18 protein-coding genes are annotated in these 15,892 nt (G+C 43.4%); 2 read left to right on the top strand and 16 right to left on the bottom strand.

Annotated elements, in window-relative coordinates:
* Positions 1 to 8: 8 nt before the first annotated feature.
* The gene (gene grpE, locus ACJVC5_RS04395) at positions 9 to 533 is read right to left on the bottom strand and encodes a nucleotide exchange factor GrpE (protein ID WP_408098172.1); all 525 of its coding nucleotides are present in this window, start codon (positions 531 to 533) and stop codon (positions 9 to 11) included.
* Between the two features lie 119 nt (positions 534 to 652).
* Positions 653 to 1,756, bottom strand: coding sequence for a coproporphyrinogen-III oxidase family protein (locus ACJVC5_RS04400; protein WP_408098173.1), 1,104 nt, complete (start codon positions 1,754 to 1,756; stop codon positions 653 to 655).
* Positions 1,757 to 1,851: 95 nt separating this feature from the next.
* Between ACJVC5_RS04400 and ACJVC5_RS04405 the strand changes: the two genes are divergently transcribed.
* The gene (locus tag ACJVC5_RS04405; protein ID WP_408098174.1) at positions 1,852 to 4,413 is read left to right on the top strand and encodes a M16 family metallopeptidase; all 2,562 of its coding nucleotides are present in this window, start codon (positions 1,852 to 1,854) and stop codon (positions 4,411 to 4,413) included.
* Here the strand turns inward: ACJVC5_RS04405 and ACJVC5_RS04410 are convergent.
* Positions 4,410 to 5,012: a hypothetical protein gene (locus tag ACJVC5_RS04410; protein ID WP_408098175.1), complete on the bottom strand. Its 603-nt coding sequence runs from the start codon at positions 5,010 to 5,012 to the stop codon at positions 4,410 to 4,412. The genes ACJVC5_RS04405 and ACJVC5_RS04410 overlap by 4 nt on opposite strands.
* A gap of 101 nt (positions 5,013 to 5,113) precedes the next feature.
* Between ACJVC5_RS04410 and ACJVC5_RS04415 the strand changes: the two genes are divergently transcribed.
* Positions 5,114 to 5,842, top strand: coding sequence for a hypothetical protein (locus tag ACJVC5_RS04415; RefSeq protein WP_408098176.1), 729 nt, complete (start codon positions 5,114 to 5,116; stop codon positions 5,840 to 5,842).
* Positions 5,843 to 5,867: 25 nt separating this feature from the next.
* Here ACJVC5_RS04415 and ACJVC5_RS04420 read toward each other — a convergent pair whose 3' ends face one another.
* From ACJVC5_RS04420 to infA, 13 genes are all read right to left on the bottom strand, one after another.
* Positions 5,868 to 6,257 carry a hypothetical protein gene (locus tag ACJVC5_RS04420; RefSeq protein WP_408098177.1) on the bottom strand — a complete coding sequence of 130 codons (390 nt, stop codon included), beginning with the start codon at positions 6,255 to 6,257 and terminating at the stop codon, positions 5,868 to 5,870.
* A 114-nt stretch (positions 6,258 to 6,371) separates the two neighbouring features.
* Positions 6,372 to 6,851, bottom strand: coding sequence for a biotin/lipoyl-containing protein (locus ACJVC5_RS04425; protein WP_408098178.1), 480 nt, complete (start codon positions 6,849 to 6,851; stop codon positions 6,372 to 6,374).
* Positions 6,851 to 8,284: an acetyl-CoA carboxylase biotin carboxylase subunit gene (locus ACJVC5_RS04430; RefSeq protein WP_408098179.1), complete on the bottom strand. Its 1,434-nt coding sequence runs from the start codon at positions 8,282 to 8,284 to the stop codon at positions 6,851 to 6,853. Before ACJVC5_RS04430 ends, ACJVC5_RS04425 begins: the two co-directional genes overlap by 1 nt.
* Positions 8,281 to 9,813 (bottom strand): acyl-CoA carboxylase subunit beta, encoded by a 1,533-nt coding sequence (locus ACJVC5_RS04435; RefSeq protein ID WP_408098180.1) that lies wholly within the window; start codon positions 9,811 to 9,813, stop codon positions 8,281 to 8,283. Before ACJVC5_RS04435 ends, ACJVC5_RS04430 begins: the two co-directional genes overlap by 4 nt.
* A 117-nt stretch (positions 9,814 to 9,930) precedes the next feature.
* A complete protein-coding gene (locus tag ACJVC5_RS04440; RefSeq protein ID WP_408098181.1) occupies positions 9,931 to 10,773 on the bottom strand; it encodes a TIGR02147 family protein in 843 nt (280 codons plus the stop codon).
* Positions 10,774 to 10,901: 128 nt separating this feature from the next.
* Positions 10,902 to 12,500, bottom strand: coding sequence for a sigma-54 interaction domain-containing protein (locus ACJVC5_RS04445; RefSeq protein WP_408098182.1), 1,599 nt, complete (start codon positions 12,498 to 12,500; stop codon positions 10,902 to 10,904).
* Positions 12,501 to 12,612: 112 nt separating this feature from the next.
* A complete protein-coding gene (locus tag ACJVC5_RS04450) occupies positions 12,613 to 13,179 on the bottom strand; it encodes a TlpA family protein disulfide reductase (protein ID WP_408098183.1) in 567 nt (188 codons plus the stop codon).
* Positions 13,180 to 13,255: 76 nt separating this feature from the next.
* Entirely contained in the window at positions 13,256 to 13,612 is a 357-nt protein-coding gene (gene rplQ, locus ACJVC5_RS04455) for a 50S ribosomal protein L17 (RefSeq protein WP_408098184.1), read from the bottom strand.
* 26 nt (positions 13,613 to 13,638) lie between these two features.
* Entirely contained in the window at positions 13,639 to 14,655 is a 1,017-nt protein-coding gene (locus ACJVC5_RS04460) for a DNA-directed RNA polymerase subunit alpha (protein ID WP_408098185.1), read from the bottom strand.
* A 49-nt stretch (positions 14,656 to 14,704) separates the two neighbouring features.
* Positions 14,705 to 15,103: a 30S ribosomal protein S11 gene (gene rpsK, locus ACJVC5_RS04465; RefSeq protein ID WP_321400166.1), complete on the bottom strand. Its 399-nt coding sequence runs from the start codon at positions 15,101 to 15,103 to the stop codon at positions 14,705 to 14,707.
* A 48-nt stretch (positions 15,104 to 15,151) separates the two neighbouring features.
* On the bottom strand, positions 15,152 to 15,532 hold the full coding sequence (gene rpsM, locus ACJVC5_RS04470) for a 30S ribosomal protein S13 (protein WP_408098186.1): 381 nt from the start codon (positions 15,530 to 15,532) through the stop codon (positions 15,152 to 15,154).
* 12 nt (positions 15,533 to 15,544) lie between these two features.
* Entirely contained in the window at positions 15,545 to 15,661 is a 117-nt protein-coding gene (gene rpmJ / locus ACJVC5_RS04475; protein WP_321395394.1) for a 50S ribosomal protein L36, read from the bottom strand.
* Between the two features lie 3 nt (positions 15,662 to 15,664).
* Positions 15,665 to 15,889, bottom strand: coding sequence for a translation initiation factor IF-1 (infA, locus tag ACJVC5_RS04480; protein ID WP_321395396.1), 225 nt, complete (start codon positions 15,887 to 15,889; stop codon positions 15,665 to 15,667).
* Positions 15,890 to 15,892: the final 3 nt, after the last annotated feature.

The following is a 15,892-nucleotide window of genomic DNA, read 5'->3' on the forward strand; positions in this document are numbered from 1 at the left end:
AATTTCAATTACTGTTTATCGCTCGAAACAACCACTTTTGACGGACGTACAAGACGACCGTTTAGTGAGTAACCTTTTTGGAACTCTTTAATAACTTCATTTGGTTTTTTGCCTTCAGCATATTCCTGAGAAAGAGCTTCGTGGAAGTTTGGATCAAAGTCCTTACCCACAGACTCAACCGGAGTCAGTCCGTGTTTCCCTAAAGTGTCCAGGAACTGCTTTCTTACCATGTCCAGACCAGTCACCATATTCTTGATTTTCTGATCTTCATCTGGGCGAAGCATATCAATCATACGATCGAAGTTATCAATGACCTGAATAAGGTCTGACATCACTCGCTCGTTTCCATACTTAAGAAGGTTTTCTTTCTCGCGCTCCATGCGCTTACGATAGTTGTCCATTTCGGCCGCGATGTAATAATACTTGGCCTTGAAATCAACCTCTTCTTTTTTAGGTTCTACAGTAGCTTCGGCAGTTGCTTCAGCGGCCGTTTCCGTTTTGTTTTCTTCTTTGTTGTTTTCATTAGGTTCCATGTACACTCTCACAGTTCAATGTTTGTTAATCCCAAGATGGGCCCGAATGGATGAGTGTCAATGTTAGGACAGAAAAAAAATGTTATTTTACTGCACTAAATCATGAGCAACAATATTAGCTACTTACGTTGCGCTTCCCAGCGAAAAAGATCGTCCATTAAGGAATCCAACATCAAAAAGCCCAAAGAGGTTAATTTCACTCTCTCATTTTGGGTTTCAGCGTAGCCTTGCTGCGACCAACTTTTCATGAGGCATTCACTCCCTTTTGGAGGAATCCAGCCCTCTGAAGTGCGAAGAGAGAGATAAGTTTGCTCGAGTGAAAGTTCTTTAGGAGACAGATGCTCTATCTCAACTTCCGCCTCTGAGACCTTCCATTTATAACGAAGGGCCTCGTCATTATTTAATTGAAAGTAACCCGTACCAGTGGGCCCCAACGCCGCCACTGATTCAGCTCTCCAATATTTCTGATTATGACGGGCCTCATATCCAGGGAGCGCAAAATTCGAGACTTCATAATGATGAAAGCCATGCTGTTTTAAATAATCACTCACAAATAAATACTCATCGCGAATAAACTCATCATCCGGCATGTTTTGAATATGTGGATACTTAGACCGGGCATTCAAAATATAAAGACTAATGTGTTTCGGAGAATACTTTAAAAGAAGATCCAGCTCTTTCCTAATGTCTCGTTTCTTCTCGCGCGAGAAGGGAATCCCGAGGAGAAAATCCAATGAGTAGTTCCAGTTTTCCTTCTGAAGTACTTCTAAAAAATGCAGACTATCGTCGAGCGAATGAACGCGGTCCATGATCTTTAAAAAGTCTGGATCAAGGGTCTGAGTACCAATCGAAATGCGGTTAAGCCCGATCTTTTTCCAAGCATCCAGCATGGACAGCGTCCAGGTTCCCGGATCAATTTCCATGGTAAATTCAGCGTTCTTTGAAACACCGATTGGTTCTAAGATTTTGTGAAAGAACTTGGCACCCTCTTCACCCCAAAGTGAAGGCGTTCCCCCACCGAGATAAACGGTATCCAAAATTTCCCATTGAAAGTTATGCGCTTTCATCAGTTCTTCATGTCGTTTTACTGATGCACTTAAAAACTGATGAAAATCCTCAAACTGATTCTGAGATGAATCAAGCTTCCGCTTATAAAAATCGCAGTAATTGCACAGGTGCTTACAAAACGGAACGTGCAAATAAAGACTGGACACCTGAGTCATTGAGTAGAAAGTCCTTCTAAAAATTTAGCTCTAAAGGGATAATAGAACAGCTGTCACGGGATGGCCTGTGCAAATTTTTAAAGCTAAGGAAGCTAATGAAGATCGATCAAGTTCAGTTGGACAACGAATTAAATACACTATTCATTCATTCTCCCGGTTGTAGTGCGGGAACAGTTCAGATGTGGTTTCGTGCGGGCAGTGCCCTTGAGAAACATGATAACCAAGGTATCGCTCACTTTCTAGAACACATGTTCTTTAAAGGAACTCCGAAACGTCCAGGTCCTCAACTTGCTCATGATATTGAATCCTATGGTGGTGAAGTCAATGCTTTCACTTCATTCGACTACACTTGCTACTACATCAACACTCCAAGTCTGTTTCTTGATAAGTCTGTAGATATTCTGCTCGATATGGTGGCGAACCCTCTTTTTGGACAAGAAGACATTCCGTCTGAGAGACAAGTGGTGTTCGAAGAGTATCGTCGTGCCATGGACAATCCTTCTCAGTACAATTTCATGCAGCTTCAAAAAGCATCGTTTGAAAATGGATATGCTCACCCGATCCTGGGCCGTGAAGACACCATCTTGAACTTTTCTCAGGATCAGGTGAAATCTTTCCGTGAGCAGTTTTATAACCTGGAAAATGCTCTCCTGGTGGTGGCAGGTGATTTAAAAGACCGCGCGGAACTAGAGAAGAAGATCCGTTCTTTCCGACTCCCGCATGGCCAGAAGTCTGAATTTGGGCCATTCACGATTAAAGAAAAAGAGTCTGTGAATGTTCATGATAAAGACATTCGTCAGGCAACACTGACTCTTTGTCTTCAGTCTCCAAACTACAATCACGAAAGAGCGGCGGCAGAGGATCTCGCGATCAATTGTCTCGCTCACGGTGAAACCTCTCGCTTCTACCAGGCACTAGTTGCTAAAACCTCTTTGTGTAATGGTGTTGCTGGTTCAACCATGTATTTTGCTAATGGTGGAGTTCACATGATTAAGATGAACTTCCCGGTTGAGAATCTTCCAAAAGTAGCAAAACTTTTCATGAGCACTCTGACTGATACGCTTGTGAACGGTTTTAAAGCGGAAGAAATCACTAAAATTAAAAATCAATACATCTCTTCCAAGATCTATGAGCGTGAATCCATTGAATCTTACGCTTTCAGCCTGGGCCATGGTTTTGCTCAATCTGGAAACATTTTCTGCGAAGATGAGTTCATTGAAAAAATCCGTGCTGCTTCAACTGATGAAGTATGGGACGGTCTACAAAAAGTCATGCGCCAGTCTTCTCACTTCACTCTCCAGGTTCCAAAAGGAACCAAGATGGAACCACTGGAGAAGGAAATTAAAAAGTGGCAAGCGGAGCTTAAAAAGTCCGCGACTAAAACCAAGTCGAAATTCAGCAAGATCAAACAAATAACTTCAACTCACGACAGTGCAGTAAAAGTGGTCGAGATCAAGCCAGGGATTAAACTGATTTATCGTCAAAATAAACTGACTCCTACTTTTGTTATGCACGCTTATATGAAAGGCGGGCAATCAATTGAGAACACCAAGAACGCTGGTATTCATCACCTAAGTAGTCGCCTTTTAACTTACGGTTATAAAGGCATGGGATATGAGAAATTAAAAAATGAATTAGAATCCCTTTCTTCTTCACTTAATGGCTTTTCTGGTAAGAACGCCTACGGTATGACCCTTCACGGTCAAACAAAGGACTTTGAAAGATTGTCTCATCACTTCTTTGGAACTCTCTTTACTCCAGAAATCCCGAAGAAGTTTTTTGATCACGAAAAGAAAGTGATCCTGCGTGCGCTTGATAACCAAAAAGAAGATGCCATGAAACAGGCCTTCAAGGCCTTCTACCGTATGGTCTTCCACCAACATGCTTATTCACTTGATTTGGCCGGAACTCCAGAAACGATTAAGACCTTCTCACCTGCTGGTCTTCAAAAACTTCACGCTGGTCTTTTGAAGAACTCGGAAATCATTTTCACTTACTGTGGTGACTTAGATTTCTCTGTGGTTCATCACCACTTTGTAGAGGCGGCGAAAAACCTTAAGTCACGTACTCCGGGTAAGAAGACCCTTAAGAAAGCAAAAGGCGTGACCGGAAAACGTGAGCAGTTAGAGTTTAAGCGTGAGCAGACTCAAATTGTGATTGGTGCTCCGGCCTATCCAATTGGTAATAAAGAAGATCTATACCTCAAGATGATTACAGCTCATCTTTCTGGTCAAAGCTCTGATCTGTTCGTGGATGTGCGTGACCGCAAAGGTCTTTGTTACTCAGTATCTCCAATTCATGTCTCGGCACTTGAAGCCGGTTGTTGGGGAATCTATATCGGCTCAGGCCATGATAAGACCAAGGCCGCGATTGATGCCATCTTAGGTATTCTGAATAACCTTCGTGATCACGGCATTAAACGCGAAGAGTTTGAAAGAATTAAAACCATGATTGATGGCCAGAACCTTCTTGGTATTCAGACCAACGAAGACTATGCTCAGTTCTATTCAATTCCAGTTCTGCATGGACTAGGGCTTGATTTCCCTCACAAGAACAATGATCAAATCCGTGAGGCGAAGTACGAAGACTTCCAGGCCTTCTTGAAGAAGTTCTTCTCGAAGAAATGGAACATTGTTGAGGCCGGACGTAAAGACTAAGAAACTTTTTGGGTAAGTGGAGGTAAAACTCCGCTTACCATCATCTCTTTCTCACTTAACTTTTCACTTCTTAAAAGCTTCTGAAAAATTAGGTTACTATCAGTGCCATGACGATCTTTCGTTGCAAGTATGGTCATAAGAGTCGTGAGCGACTCAAAACAAGTGGCAACCATTCCGTAAAAACTTGGGATATCCAAAAAGCTTGGAGTCACATTGTTTAAATGTGAATAGGCCATCTTTCCGATTTGAGCGTAGTACTGGGTATCTACTAACTTCTTATTCACTGATTCAGAGAAATATCCACAGACCAAGAGGGACATATCTCCCACTTCTTTGTAGATGCGCTTTTGTTCTTCACGGCCCACCTGCGTGGCCTCAAGCAGCTTCATACCAAGAATTTTCTCCCGCACTTTGCCTTCATTGGTCTCAAAAAAATTTTGAGACAGGGCAAACTTATCGAGAACATCACTGGAATAGAAAATGACTGATTCAGGAACAGGACAGAGCGACTTTTTATTCAATTCGGTAAGGCCCTCGAAGAAAAAGCCCTTAAGGTTGGTTGATAGAATAATCTTTTTTGCATTAGCGTTTTGATGCATCAGATTCCTCCCTACTCTATTTTAGCATACCTCACTAACCTGACTTAAATGTCCCCGGAATATTTTGCCTCGAGAGCTTAAACCGTGGAATAATAAGGGGAATGAAGCGCTTGAAACTTGTCTTCGCCATCGTGATTCTTCTATTCGCCTTACCTATTTGGCGATTCATAGATTTTGTGGCGATTTTTTCTCCCTTCGAGATCTTAACCAGTCTTGCCCTCTTCATCTGGTTTGGGCTGTTCGTCGCTATACCAGTTAAACTCATTCGCCCGCAAATTAAGACTATCTTTATTGTGCTCGGGATCTTCTTTTTTGGTGCCCTTACCTTTTGGGTCAACCCGCTCTCCAATCAGGCCACTCTTGATCCTACGTTAAATCACTGTGGACGCCTGACCTATACCAGTACCCTCTATCCAATGAGAAACATTCTGACAGAAGCGCATTTGGATGATCTCGAAGTTCGCAATCAAATGTGCTGGGTAAGGAAGATGGTCTCGAGAGTTCCTCAGAAGTTTGATTCGGCCGATGAACTGGCGGCCTATAATAATCTTCTTACTGATCGCTTGATGAAACCTGAATATAAGTTCCGCGCCAGTCTCCCTCTGATTGCCATGCTACATCTGCAGATCAATATGAGTGCTCATTTTGAACTTGGTCCAAAGTATCTTTACGATTCCGTTCACTTTTGGCTAAATCACTACACAGTGGAAATTAGTCAACGCCAATACTCTTTCTGGAGTTGGCCTCATTCTAAGTACATTCAGTTTGAATACGGATTGATTGAAAGGAACTGGGAAAGTCTGGTCGACGCGATTCAGATCTCAGAATAAAAAAAGGGCCCGAAGGCCCTTAGTATTAGTTAGCACAGATAAAAATCAAAAATACTTTTCCAGCAAAAGCACCTGGAACTCCTTCAGGAAACTCCCCGGATCCGACTAAATTCTCGGTAGAAAAAATAGAAAACTGTTCATTCATTGGAGTAACTGCAAGCTTCTCTTTCTTTCTTGTACGATTGTTATAAAGCTCAACTTGGGCCTTACCATTGACGGATACAACTTTGGCCCTGAAGAATTGATCTTTAGCAGATCCTCCCACTGGAATAAAACTATCGTTAGCAAATGGTAATGATTGACCGTTCATCACGTGACCAATTCCGGCAGCATAACCACCACCACAACCAGGAACTTCCTGGGCCTGGGCAACTGAGAACAGCAACAAACTGAAAATGGTGATAAGAAACTTCATAGATCCTCCAAATTTCTCGCAGTTTTACTCTAAAAATTTGGAAGGGTGGCAGCTATCTGAAAATCTTACATGAAGAACCTGCTTACTAAAGTAAGCAGGCCCGTAAATAGTGATTTATTCTTCGATTTCAACCATCAGGAAGCCGGCCTCTAACGCCTGACCTTCCTTCACGTTGATGGCCTTGATTGTACCATCCGCGCCGGACTTGATTTCGTTTTCCATCTTCATCGCTTCAAGAATAAGCACGGTTTCACCCTTAGTGACCTTGTCCCCTTCTTTCTTCATAAGCTTCACGACCTTACCAGGCATTTGCGTGATAAGAGCACCAGCGCCGCCTTTGTTAAGGCCAGAAGGTTTGAAACCACGGAAAACTTTATAAACTTCCGAGTTTGAAACGAGCACTTCATTCACGCCCAATGCTGCGAGTTTCTTCCACGCAATACCATCGAATGAATAAAAGTTTTTACCCGCAAGATTCTTAATCAAAAGCTTGGTCTTGGCACCTTCATGGGTGAACTCCATGATCTTTCCAGGATGGATCTCAACATCAAGAGCAAACTCTTTCATATCTTGATTCATGAAATAGTATCTCATTAGTTACCTCCATTCTGATTAAGCTCAATGGCAGCGACCTTAAGCATGAATGCCTGAATGTCTTCTTTGGCAGCTACTTTATCTTGCGGCTTAACAGTACCAATATAGTTCGTTGAATAGTGACCCTTCACGAAGTTCTCCTCGTTCAGAATCACACGGTGAAGCGCGATATTGGTCTTAATCCCGTCAATGATCAGACCATCAAGGGCCGACTTCACTTTACGAAGGGCCACCTCACGGTTGAAACCTTTGGCGATAAGTTTTCCAATCATCGGATCGAAATCCGGAGTGATCGTAAACTTTGGATAGATACAGTGATCGAAACGAATACCTTGCGGGAAAGTCGTCTCGAAGCCCACAATTTTACCCGGAGCTGGAAGCATCGTTACCGGATCTTCCGCACAGATACGAAGTTCAATGGCGTGGCCTTGAATCTTGATATCGTCCTGAGTTTTGAAATCCAGTGGTTCACCAAAAGCTGCCTTAATCATGTTCGCCACTAGATCAACGCCTGTGATTTCTTCTGTGATCGGGTGCTCTACCTGAATACGTGTGTTCATCTCAAGGAAGTAGAACTTCTTATCTTCACCCATGATGAATTCAACTGTACCAGCTGAATCGTAGTTCACGGCCTTGGCACATTTCACCGCTGTTTCACAGATTGATTTACGAAGGGCCTCATCAGCTCCAATGAATGGAGACGGAGCTTCTTCGATGATCTTCTGGTGACGACGTTGAACTGAACACTCACGCTCGAACACATGGAACACATTGCCTTTCTTATCAGCAAGGATCTGCACTTCGATGTGATGGGGATTCAAAATGTATTTTTCAACCAGAAGTCCGGCGTAACCGAAACTCGACTGAGCTTCACGTTGAACCGCTGCAAAGTTGTTCTTCACATCAGCTTCTGAGTAACAAGGGCGCATACCCTTACCACCACCACCAGCAACTGCTTTAAGAAGGATCGGGTAACCCATATCGTTCGCAAGCTTGATTGCCTCTTCTACTGAAGGCACTTCACCGGTTGAACCAGGAACTACAGGAACACCTGCTTCCTTCGCCACTTGTTTTGAAATGTCCTTAGCACCCATTTTATAAACCGCAGTTGGGTTTGGACCAATGAAAGTCACACCCTTCTTCGCAAGTGCTTCCGAGAACTCACGGTTCTCAGACAGGAATCCGTAACCCGGATGAACACCATCAATTTTATAGTCGTCGATGAGTTTCATGATCTTCGGGATATCAAGATATGTTTCTTTGTTGTTATTACCAGCGAGATGGACCCATTCCTGGCAGAACTCTAGATGAGGAGGTTCAGTTTCATTGTCAGTCCAAACGCCGACAGAAACGAGCCCTAGCTCATTTAAAGCTTTCGCCACACGAATAGCAATCTCACCACGATTGATGATTAAGACGCGTTTACCTTTCATAGTGGAATGTTCCCGTGTTTACGCTCAGGACGATTAACTTTTTTGTTCTCCAGAGCTTTAAGGTATTGATAAAGACGCTGACGGGTAATTTCCGGATTGATGATTTCATCCAGGTAACCAAGCTCAGCTGCGCGATAAGGATTTGCAAAGTTGTTCTCGTAGTTTTCTACGTGCTTGGCTTTGTTCGCCATATCGTTACGGAAAATAATGTTTACGGCACCGTCTGCTCCCATCACTGCGATCTCTGCAGTTGGGTAGGCCAGGTTGATGTCAGCGCGAATATGTTTCGACGCCATAACGTCATAAGCACCACCATAGGCCTTACGAGTAATAAGCGTAATAAGTGGAACCGTTGCTTCAGAGTAAGCGTAAAGAAGTTTAGCGCCATGACGGATGATCCCGCCGTACTCTTGAACTGTACCAGGAAGGAAGCCTGGAACGTCTACCAGAGTAATAATTGGAATGTTAAAGGCATCACAGAAGCGCACAAAACGAGCGGCCTTCACAGACGAATCAATATCTAAACACCCGGCCAGGAAGTTAGGTTGGTTTGCTACGATTCCAACTTTGATTCCACCAATTGAAGCGAAACCAGTCAGGATGTTTTTCGCGAAGTCAGCGTGAACTTCTAAGAAGTGCTGATCGTCGATCACTTCAAGAATAAGCTCATGCATGTCGTACGGCTTCTTCGAGTTATCAGGAACGAAGTTCTTAAGCTTATTGTTAGAACGAGTCACTGAATCAGTTGTCAGTTTTGGAGTGTGCTTCACCTGATTGCATGAAGGAATGAAAGAGAAAAGCTCTCTTACACGCTCAAAACAATCATCTTCGTCATCACAACGGAAGTGGGCCACACCAGATTTTTCATTGTGAGTATGGGCACCACCAAGAGCGTCTTTTGTTACTTCTTCGTGAGTCACAGTCTTAATAACATCCGGACCAGTCACAAACATATAAGAAGTTTTATCTACCATGAAAATGAAGTCAGTCATGGCCGGAGAATAAACCGCACCACCTGCACAAGGTCCCATGATAAGTGAAATTTGAGGAATCACACCCGAGGCCTGAACGTTACGGTAGAAAATTTCAGCGTAACCAGCAAGAGCATCTACGCCTTCCTGAATACGAGCACCACCAGAATCGTTAATACCGATCATCGGGATTTTGTTATCAAGCGCGAAGTCCATTACCTTACAGATCTTCTGAGCATGGGCCGCACCAAGAGCACCACCCCAACAAGTAAAGTCTTGTGAGAAAAGGGCCACTTGCTGGCCATTGATTTTGGCGATACCAGTTACCACACCATCACCAAGGTACTTTTGTTTTTCCATACCGAAGTTATGGCTACGGTGAACCACAAATTTATCGAATTCAATAAATGAACCTGGATCAACCAGTTTATTGATACGTTCACGGGCAGTGTACTTGCCCTGTTCATGTTGCTTGTTAATTCTCTCAGCACCGCCACCTAACTCGGCTTCACGGCCGAAAGTAGCGAGTTGCTCGCGTCTTTGTTCGTTGGTCAGCATTCGACCCTCCTGAAATGTATCGGAAAGTTATACCTTGCTTAGGATGGAGGGTAAAGTTTTGACACTCTAAGTAAAAGGCCCCAGAATTGGGGCCAAGATTAAATTATTTGAATTTGATTAATGTGTGACCTGAATGAGCTGCATTCCCATCTGAACCACCTCTTCACTTGAGGGTCCAGAATATTTTTGCAATATCTGCTGAGCAAAGACCTTCATTTCATTCCTCAGATCTTCAAAACGGCTCTTCGGAATACTTAACGTAATAAGCTGCGCGCATCTTTTTTCATAAGGAAGTTTTTCCAGGGCATCGACCGCCTTGAGGGCAAAGTGCTTTTGCAGGGTCATGGAGTTTCGAAGCGTGGGTGCCGACACCTCCAACATAATGGGTCCGTCTGCATTTACCAGCTTCCCCGCAGCATTTCGTACCACAAATCCAAGACCAATGAGGTCATTGATCCCCTCCTTAATCTTCTCAAGAGAAATCGTGCCTCCTAATCTATTCATGATCCATTCCGGGTTCTCTTCGAAATCTTTGAGTTCAATCAGTTCTCGTAAAACTGAAAGGTGCCACTCATTCAAATAACGAGACTGGTGCTCCATTACCTGAAACACCTTTACGTCACTGCCTTTCACATCTTTTTTCATCAATTCAAAAAAATGAATCTTCTCACTTTCTTTTTCGGCCTGATTAAACAGCACCATGTTTTCGAAATATGTTGTCTCTTCCGGACTTAGATCCATGGCCCTCGCGAAACCAATGATGGATTTAGAAGTCAAGTTCCTCTTGTTTTTCACCACCAGACCAAGATAACCTCGAGAATTTTTCCCGAATCCTGCTGCAAACACAAAAGCGTTTTCTGAAAAACTTGGATTGCGTGATTTTTTATAAAGATACATGTCTTTAAGAAAGCGACGGAAATCTACATACTGAAAAATATCTGGTCTTTCTAATCCGGCCATACCTCTTCCTTGTTGGTCTAAGAATTAGCGTAAACGCAGATTGTGTGGGTAACCAGAGTGCCGGAATTTTGAGGGAACACTTTTTGAGCAAAAAAAAGGGCCCCCTGAAGGGCCCTTAGTGGATTTTTTTATTCGCCTGCCGCTCTTTTTTGAGCTCGCTTATCCAGGCCGTATTTCTCGACCTTCATGATAAGACCTGCGCGAGAGATACCAAGTTCCTTGGCAAGTTTTGACTTGTTGAAACCTGTGCGCTTAAGTCCTTCACGGATCATAAGGATCTCTAGTTCCTCAAGAGCATCCTTCAATGAACCATTGGTGTTCACACCTTTCAGGTGACCACCACCTGAGTGAGACGGAGCATGGCCAACACCATCGCCGCTCTCTAGAATTCTTGAAGAAAGCATATCTGGAGTAATGGTTTTATCTTCACCGGCAATAACGACGAGACGTTCAACTTCGTTTTGAAGTTCACGAACGTTACCTGGCCATGTGTGATCAAGCATCTTCTCAAGACACTTCTTAGAGAAAGTCTTAAGTGGAAGACCGGCCTCTTCACAACGCTTCTGGATAAAGAAATCCATCAGCACTGGGATATCTTCCTGTCTTTCTCTTAGCGGTGGCAATGCCACGTTGATCACGTTAATTCTGTAATAAAGATCTTCGCGGAACTCACCTTTGGCGATCATCTCTTTAAGGTTCTTGTTAGTCGCAGCGATTACGCGAACGTTTACTTTCTTCGGTTGAGTTGCACCCACCGGCATGAACGTACCTTCTTGAAGGATACGAAGAAGTTTTACCTGCATTGATGGAGACGTGTCCCCGATTTCATCCAGGAACAGTGTTCCGCCGTTGGCCACTTCAAATACACCTTTCTTGTCCTTGATCGCGCCTGTAAACGCACCTTTCACGTGACCGAATAGTTCGGAGTCTAGAAGGTTATCGTTAAACGCTGAACAGTTCACGGCCATGAAGACCGCATCTTTTCTTGGTGAATTATAGTGAATCGCCTTCGCCACCATTTCTTTACCGGTACCGTTCTCACCTTGAATCATGATGGTTGATTCAGAGTTCGATACTTTTGAAAGAAGGTGATAAACCTGTTGCATCTTTTTCGATTTACCAATCAGGTTATGATAACGGTATTTGTTACCGATCTCAGAGTTAAGGTCCATGATACGAGCTTCACGTTTTGAGATCTCGTGGTGGAAAGTGCCCACTTCATCCGCAACGATCGCCACGAGTTCTTTCATCTCGTCGTAGAAACGGCCCGCGAATTTTTTAATTTTAGAAACCGCGACTTTAGCGTCTTCCTGGCCAATGCCACACTCGACAACTTTTTTAACAACATTCTCAACCTCTTCAGTTGTTGAAGTATCTTTGAAATATGGATAAGCGATCACGACCCCACAGAACTCATCGTCCACCACAACCTTGTGTGAGTAACCGTATGTTCCAGGGAAGAAGGCATCGAACTCATAACTGTGTTCAGATGATGAATTGAAAAATTCGAATACTTTTTCGACATCAGCTTCAAGCCAGTCATGACCGAATGAATGAGACATTTGAAGTTTCAGGAAAGGTGATTTGAATGAATAACCCGGTTCTTGTATGAACTGCACACGACCTTGAGTGTCCACATACATGACATCCAGCCCGTACCAATTACCAATAATCTTCTCGAGGCTTTTCGTAGTATGTAGATCTTTAATCGCTTTCCAATCAATCATAGACTTCTCCTGTATAAATGCCCATTCCATGAACATTTTGAATTTGATCGTCTAACTTATCGGCACTTTGTCGGATTTCTTGACAGGAGAATTGTGCGATTGCGGATTTTATTTACAGCTTGCGGGTAGAAATCTGGATAAATTCGTCAAAAGTTTGGAAAAACATGGTCTTATTCCACTCCTGAGGGCCCACGTACTTGCGGAGGGTGGTCATGTCTGACGAAAACACATAGGTTTCAGGAACACGGGTGGTCCCGAAAACATCACGGTGAACGTTCTTGTTGTCCAATAGCCATGTGATAGAAGCTTTTGGGATAGCGATGGTCTTTAAGTGCTTCTCGACCTTCACTTTATCGTCGTTCACGGCCACCAGTAGGAACTTCACTTCTGGTTGGCCTTCAAATCGTTTTAAAAAGCTTAATAGGTCCGGGAGCTCAGCTTCACATGGGCCGCACCAAGTGCCCCAATAATGGACAACCAGGAGGCTCGTGCGGTCTTCGAATACTTTTTGAACGTCAAAGGGCCGGCCATCGAGGGTTTCAAAGGTAGCTTGAGGGAGTTTCGCCAAAATCGCGCCTTGTTTATGCTCCAATTGGCCCTCAAGGGTCTTCTTTTGATAGACCGAGTACCCAACAGCAGCTGCAATAACGAGAAGAATGACGATGATACGATTTAGCATGGCTTAAAAAATGGTCTGCACGACATGCAGGCCCAGATAACAAAAAGCCCTCTTTCGAGGGCTTTTTGATTATGAATTACTCAACGAAAGCGATGTAAGCTTCTTTAGCACCGTCACCAAGACGACCTTCAGCAAGCTTAAGGATGCGAGTATATCCACCTGGGCGTTGCTTGAATTTTGGAGCAACGTTTGTGAATAGAGCTGCAACAGCTTCTTTGTTGTTAAGTTTTGTGAAAGCTAGACGACGATTAGCGATTGTGTCGTTCTTAGCAATTGTCACAAGCTTCTCAACGAAAGGCTTAATAGCCTTAGCTTTTGTTTCAGTAGTGCGAATTTTACCGTGGATGATTAGTTCCATAGCAAGACCCTGAACAAGAGCTTTTCTGTGCTGAGGCTTAACGCCTAGTTTGTATTTGTGGTTACCGTGTCTCATATAATTCCCCTAAATTAGAACGCTTCTTAGTCAGCGTGCTGAACTTGTTTCATGATATTGTCGACTTTCATGCCAAGGCCAAGTCCCATCGATGAAAGAATCTCTTTAATTTCGTTAAGAGATTTACGACCGAAGTTCTTAGTACGTAGCATTTCGCCTTCTGTTTTAGAAACGAGCTCGTAGATATATTTAATGTTAGCGTTTTGTAAACAGTTAGCTGAACGAACAGATAGCTCAAGCTCAGAAACTGGCTTAAGAAGTGCTTCGTTAGCAACGCCACCAGTTGCAGCAGCAGCTGTAGGCTTAACTTCTGCAGGAGCGTCCTTATCTTCGAAGTTAAGGAACACAGAAAGTTGGTCACGAAGGATTTTTGCTGAAATAGCTACAGCATCAACCGGATCAATACCAGCATTTGTCCAAACTTCTAGAGTTAATTTATCGTAGTCAGTTCTCTTACCAACACGGCTGTTTGTAACAGTGTAGTTCACACGGTGAACTGGAGAGAAAAGAGTATCGATATAGATCCAACCAACAGGTAGATCGAAAGCTTCTTTGTTATCAAGAGCTGTTACATAACCTTTACCACGAGCAACTTTTAGCTCCATACGGATTGATCCGCCTGAAGAAACGTTAGCGATAACGTGTTCTGGGTTAAGAACTTTTACGTTTGCATTTTCTTGGATATCAGAAGCTTTAACAGCGCCTTCATTGTTCTTCTCAAGAACAAGAGTCACTTCTTCTTTATCGATGATTTTGAAACGGATCTCTTTTAGGTTAAGGATGATCTCAGAAACTTCTTCTTTGATGTTATTGATTGTGCCGAACTCATGGTCAACACCGTCAACTTTAACAGCAACAATACCAGCACCCTGAAGTGATGATAGAAGAACTCTACGAAGAGAGTTACCAAGAGTAAGACCGTAGCCGCGCTCAAGTGGCTTAGCTGTGAACTTACCGTAGTTAGACTTAAGACCTTCTGTATCTACTTCTAAAGCAGCCGGACGAATCATCCCGGCCCAGTTTTTACTCATAAAAGAATTCATTAATACTCCTAATTAGCAGTGGAACAGAAACGCAACAATAAGCTTTCGCTTATACTCTTCTTCTCTTCGGAGCGCGACAGCCGTTGTGAGGCATTGGGCTCATGTCAGCAACAGAAGTGATTCTGAGGCCAGCAGCAAGAAGAGCGCGGATTGCGTTTTCACGACCAGCGCCTGGACCTTTAACTTTTACGTCTACAGAGTTAAGGCCATGTTCAGCAGCTTTCTTAGCAGCTTCTTGAGAAGCTACCTGAGCAGCGAATGGAGTTGATTTTTTTGAACCGCGGAAGCCAAGACCACCAGCAGAAGCCCAAACAACAGCGTTACCATCAGCATCGCTGATTGTTACGATTGTGTTGTTGAACGAAGCGTGGATGTGACATACGCCGTGATTTAAGTTCTTACGAACTTTCTTCTTACCGCCTTTATTAGCAGCAGCAGAAGTATTCATACCTGAAGCTTTTTGAGCATTAGTTGTTGCCATATATTCCTACCTTAATTATTTCATTGCCTTGATTGATTTCTTACCTGCAATCGCTACAGCAGGACCCTTACGTGTACGAGCGTTTGTATGTGTACGCTGACCACGAACTGGAAGACCCTTACGGTGACGAATACCACGGTAACAACCAAGATCCTTAAGGCGCTTGATGTTTAGTGCGATTTCACGACGAAGGTCACCTTCTACAGTGTACTCATCAAGAGCAGAACGAATCGCCTGTACTTCTTCTTCAGTGATATCGTTAGAGCTCTTGTCTCCGTGGATACCAACCTTAGCAAGCACATCAGTAGCAACTTTAGGGCCTACGCCGTAAATTGCTCTTAGAGCTACGCTCATTTTTTTATTTCTTGGTAAGTCTACACCTAATAAACGTGCCATATTTTTCCCCTACTAGCCTTGTTTTTGCTTATGCTTTGGATTTACTTTGCAAATTACGCGAAGAACGCCTTCACGCTTTACAACTTTACAGTCTTTACAGATTGGTTTTACCGATGAACGTACTTTCATAATTTAACCCTTGCTTCTAAAAATGATTCGACCTTTATCAAGGTCATATTTACTAATCTCAATCACAACCTTATCGCCAGGTAGGATCTTGATAAAATTCATTCTCATCTTCCCGCTAATGTGGGCTAAAACCACATGCCCATTCGGGAGTTTTACTCTAAAACGTGTATTGGGTAAAAGTTCGAGAACTTCCCCTTCCACTTCAATTGTGTCAGTTGACTCAGCCATGCC

This window comes from Peredibacter sp. HCB2-198 (assembly GCF_045999315.1).
In the GTDB taxonomy this organism is placed as follows: Bacteria; Bdellovibrionota; Bacteriovoracia; order Bacteriovoracales; family Bacteriovoracaceae; genus Peredibacter.

What these genes read in the sequence shown, in the direction of transcription:
- ACJVC5_RS04450 (WP_408098183.1), bottom strand. Translation starts at nt 13,179, where the DNA reads ATGCTAAATCGTATCATCGTCATTCTTCTCGTTATTGCAGCTGCTGTT.
- rplQ (WP_408098184.1), bottom strand. Translation starts at nt 13,612, where the DNA reads ATGAGACACGGTAACCACAAATACAAACTAGGCGTTAAGCCTCAGCAC.
- ACJVC5_RS04405 (WP_408098174.1), top strand. Translation starts at nt 1,852, where the DNA reads ATGAAGATCGATCAAGTTCAGTTGGACAACGAATTAAATACACTATTC.
- ACJVC5_RS04445 (WP_408098182.1), bottom strand. Translation starts at nt 12,500, where the DNA reads ATGATTGATTGGAAAGCGATTAAAGATCTACATACTACGAAAAGCCTC.
- ACJVC5_RS04435 (WP_408098180.1), bottom strand. Translation starts at nt 9,813, where the DNA reads ATGCTGACCAACGAACAAAGACGCGAGCAACTCGCTACTTTCGGCCGT.
- ACJVC5_RS04415 (WP_408098176.1), top strand. Translation starts at nt 5,114, where the DNA reads ATGAAGCGCTTGAAACTTGTCTTCGCCATCGTGATTCTTCTATTCGCC.
- ACJVC5_RS04420 (WP_408098177.1), bottom strand. Translation starts at nt 6,257, where the DNA reads ATGAAGTTTCTTATCACCATTTTCAGTTTGTTGCTGTTCTCAGTTGCC.
- ACJVC5_RS04440 (WP_408098181.1), bottom strand. Translation starts at nt 10,773, where the DNA reads ATGGCCGGATTAGAAAGACCAGATATTTTTCAGTATGTAGATTTCCGT.
- ACJVC5_RS04430 (WP_408098179.1), bottom strand. Translation starts at nt 8,284, where the DNA reads ATGAAAGGTAAACGCGTCTTAATCATCAATCGTGGTGAGATTGCTATT.
- ACJVC5_RS04460 (WP_408098185.1), bottom strand. Translation starts at nt 14,655, where the DNA reads ATGAATTCTTTTATGAGTAAAAACTGGGCCGGGATGATTCGTCCGGCT.
- rpmJ (WP_321395394.1), bottom strand. Translation starts at nt 15,661, where the DNA reads ATGAAAGTACGTTCATCGGTAAAACCAATCTGTAAAGACTGTAAAGTT.
- rpsM (WP_408098186.1), bottom strand. Translation starts at nt 15,532, where the DNA reads ATGGCACGTTTATTAGGTGTAGACTTACCAAGAAATAAAAAAATGAGC.
- grpE (WP_408098172.1), bottom strand. Translation starts at nt 533, where the DNA reads ATGGAACCTAATGAAAACAACAAAGAAGAAAACAAAACGGAAACGGCC.
- ACJVC5_RS04410 (WP_408098175.1), bottom strand. Translation starts at nt 5,012, where the DNA reads ATGCATCAAAACGCTAATGCAAAAAAGATTATTCTATCAACCAACCTT.
- infA (WP_321395396.1), bottom strand. Translation starts at nt 15,889, where the DNA reads ATGGCTGAGTCAACTGACACAATTGAAGTGGAAGGGGAAGTTCTCGAA.
- rpsK (WP_321400166.1), bottom strand. Translation starts at nt 15,103, where the DNA reads ATGAATACTTCTGCTGCTGCTAATAAAGGCGGTAAGAAGAAAGTTCGT.
- ACJVC5_RS04425 (WP_408098178.1), bottom strand. Translation starts at nt 6,851, where the DNA reads ATGAGATACTATTTCATGAATCAAGATATGAAAGAGTTTGCTCTTGAT.
- ACJVC5_RS04400 (WP_408098173.1), bottom strand. Translation starts at nt 1,756, where the DNA reads ATGACTCAGGTGTCCAGTCTTTATTTGCACGTTCCGTTTTGTAAGCAC.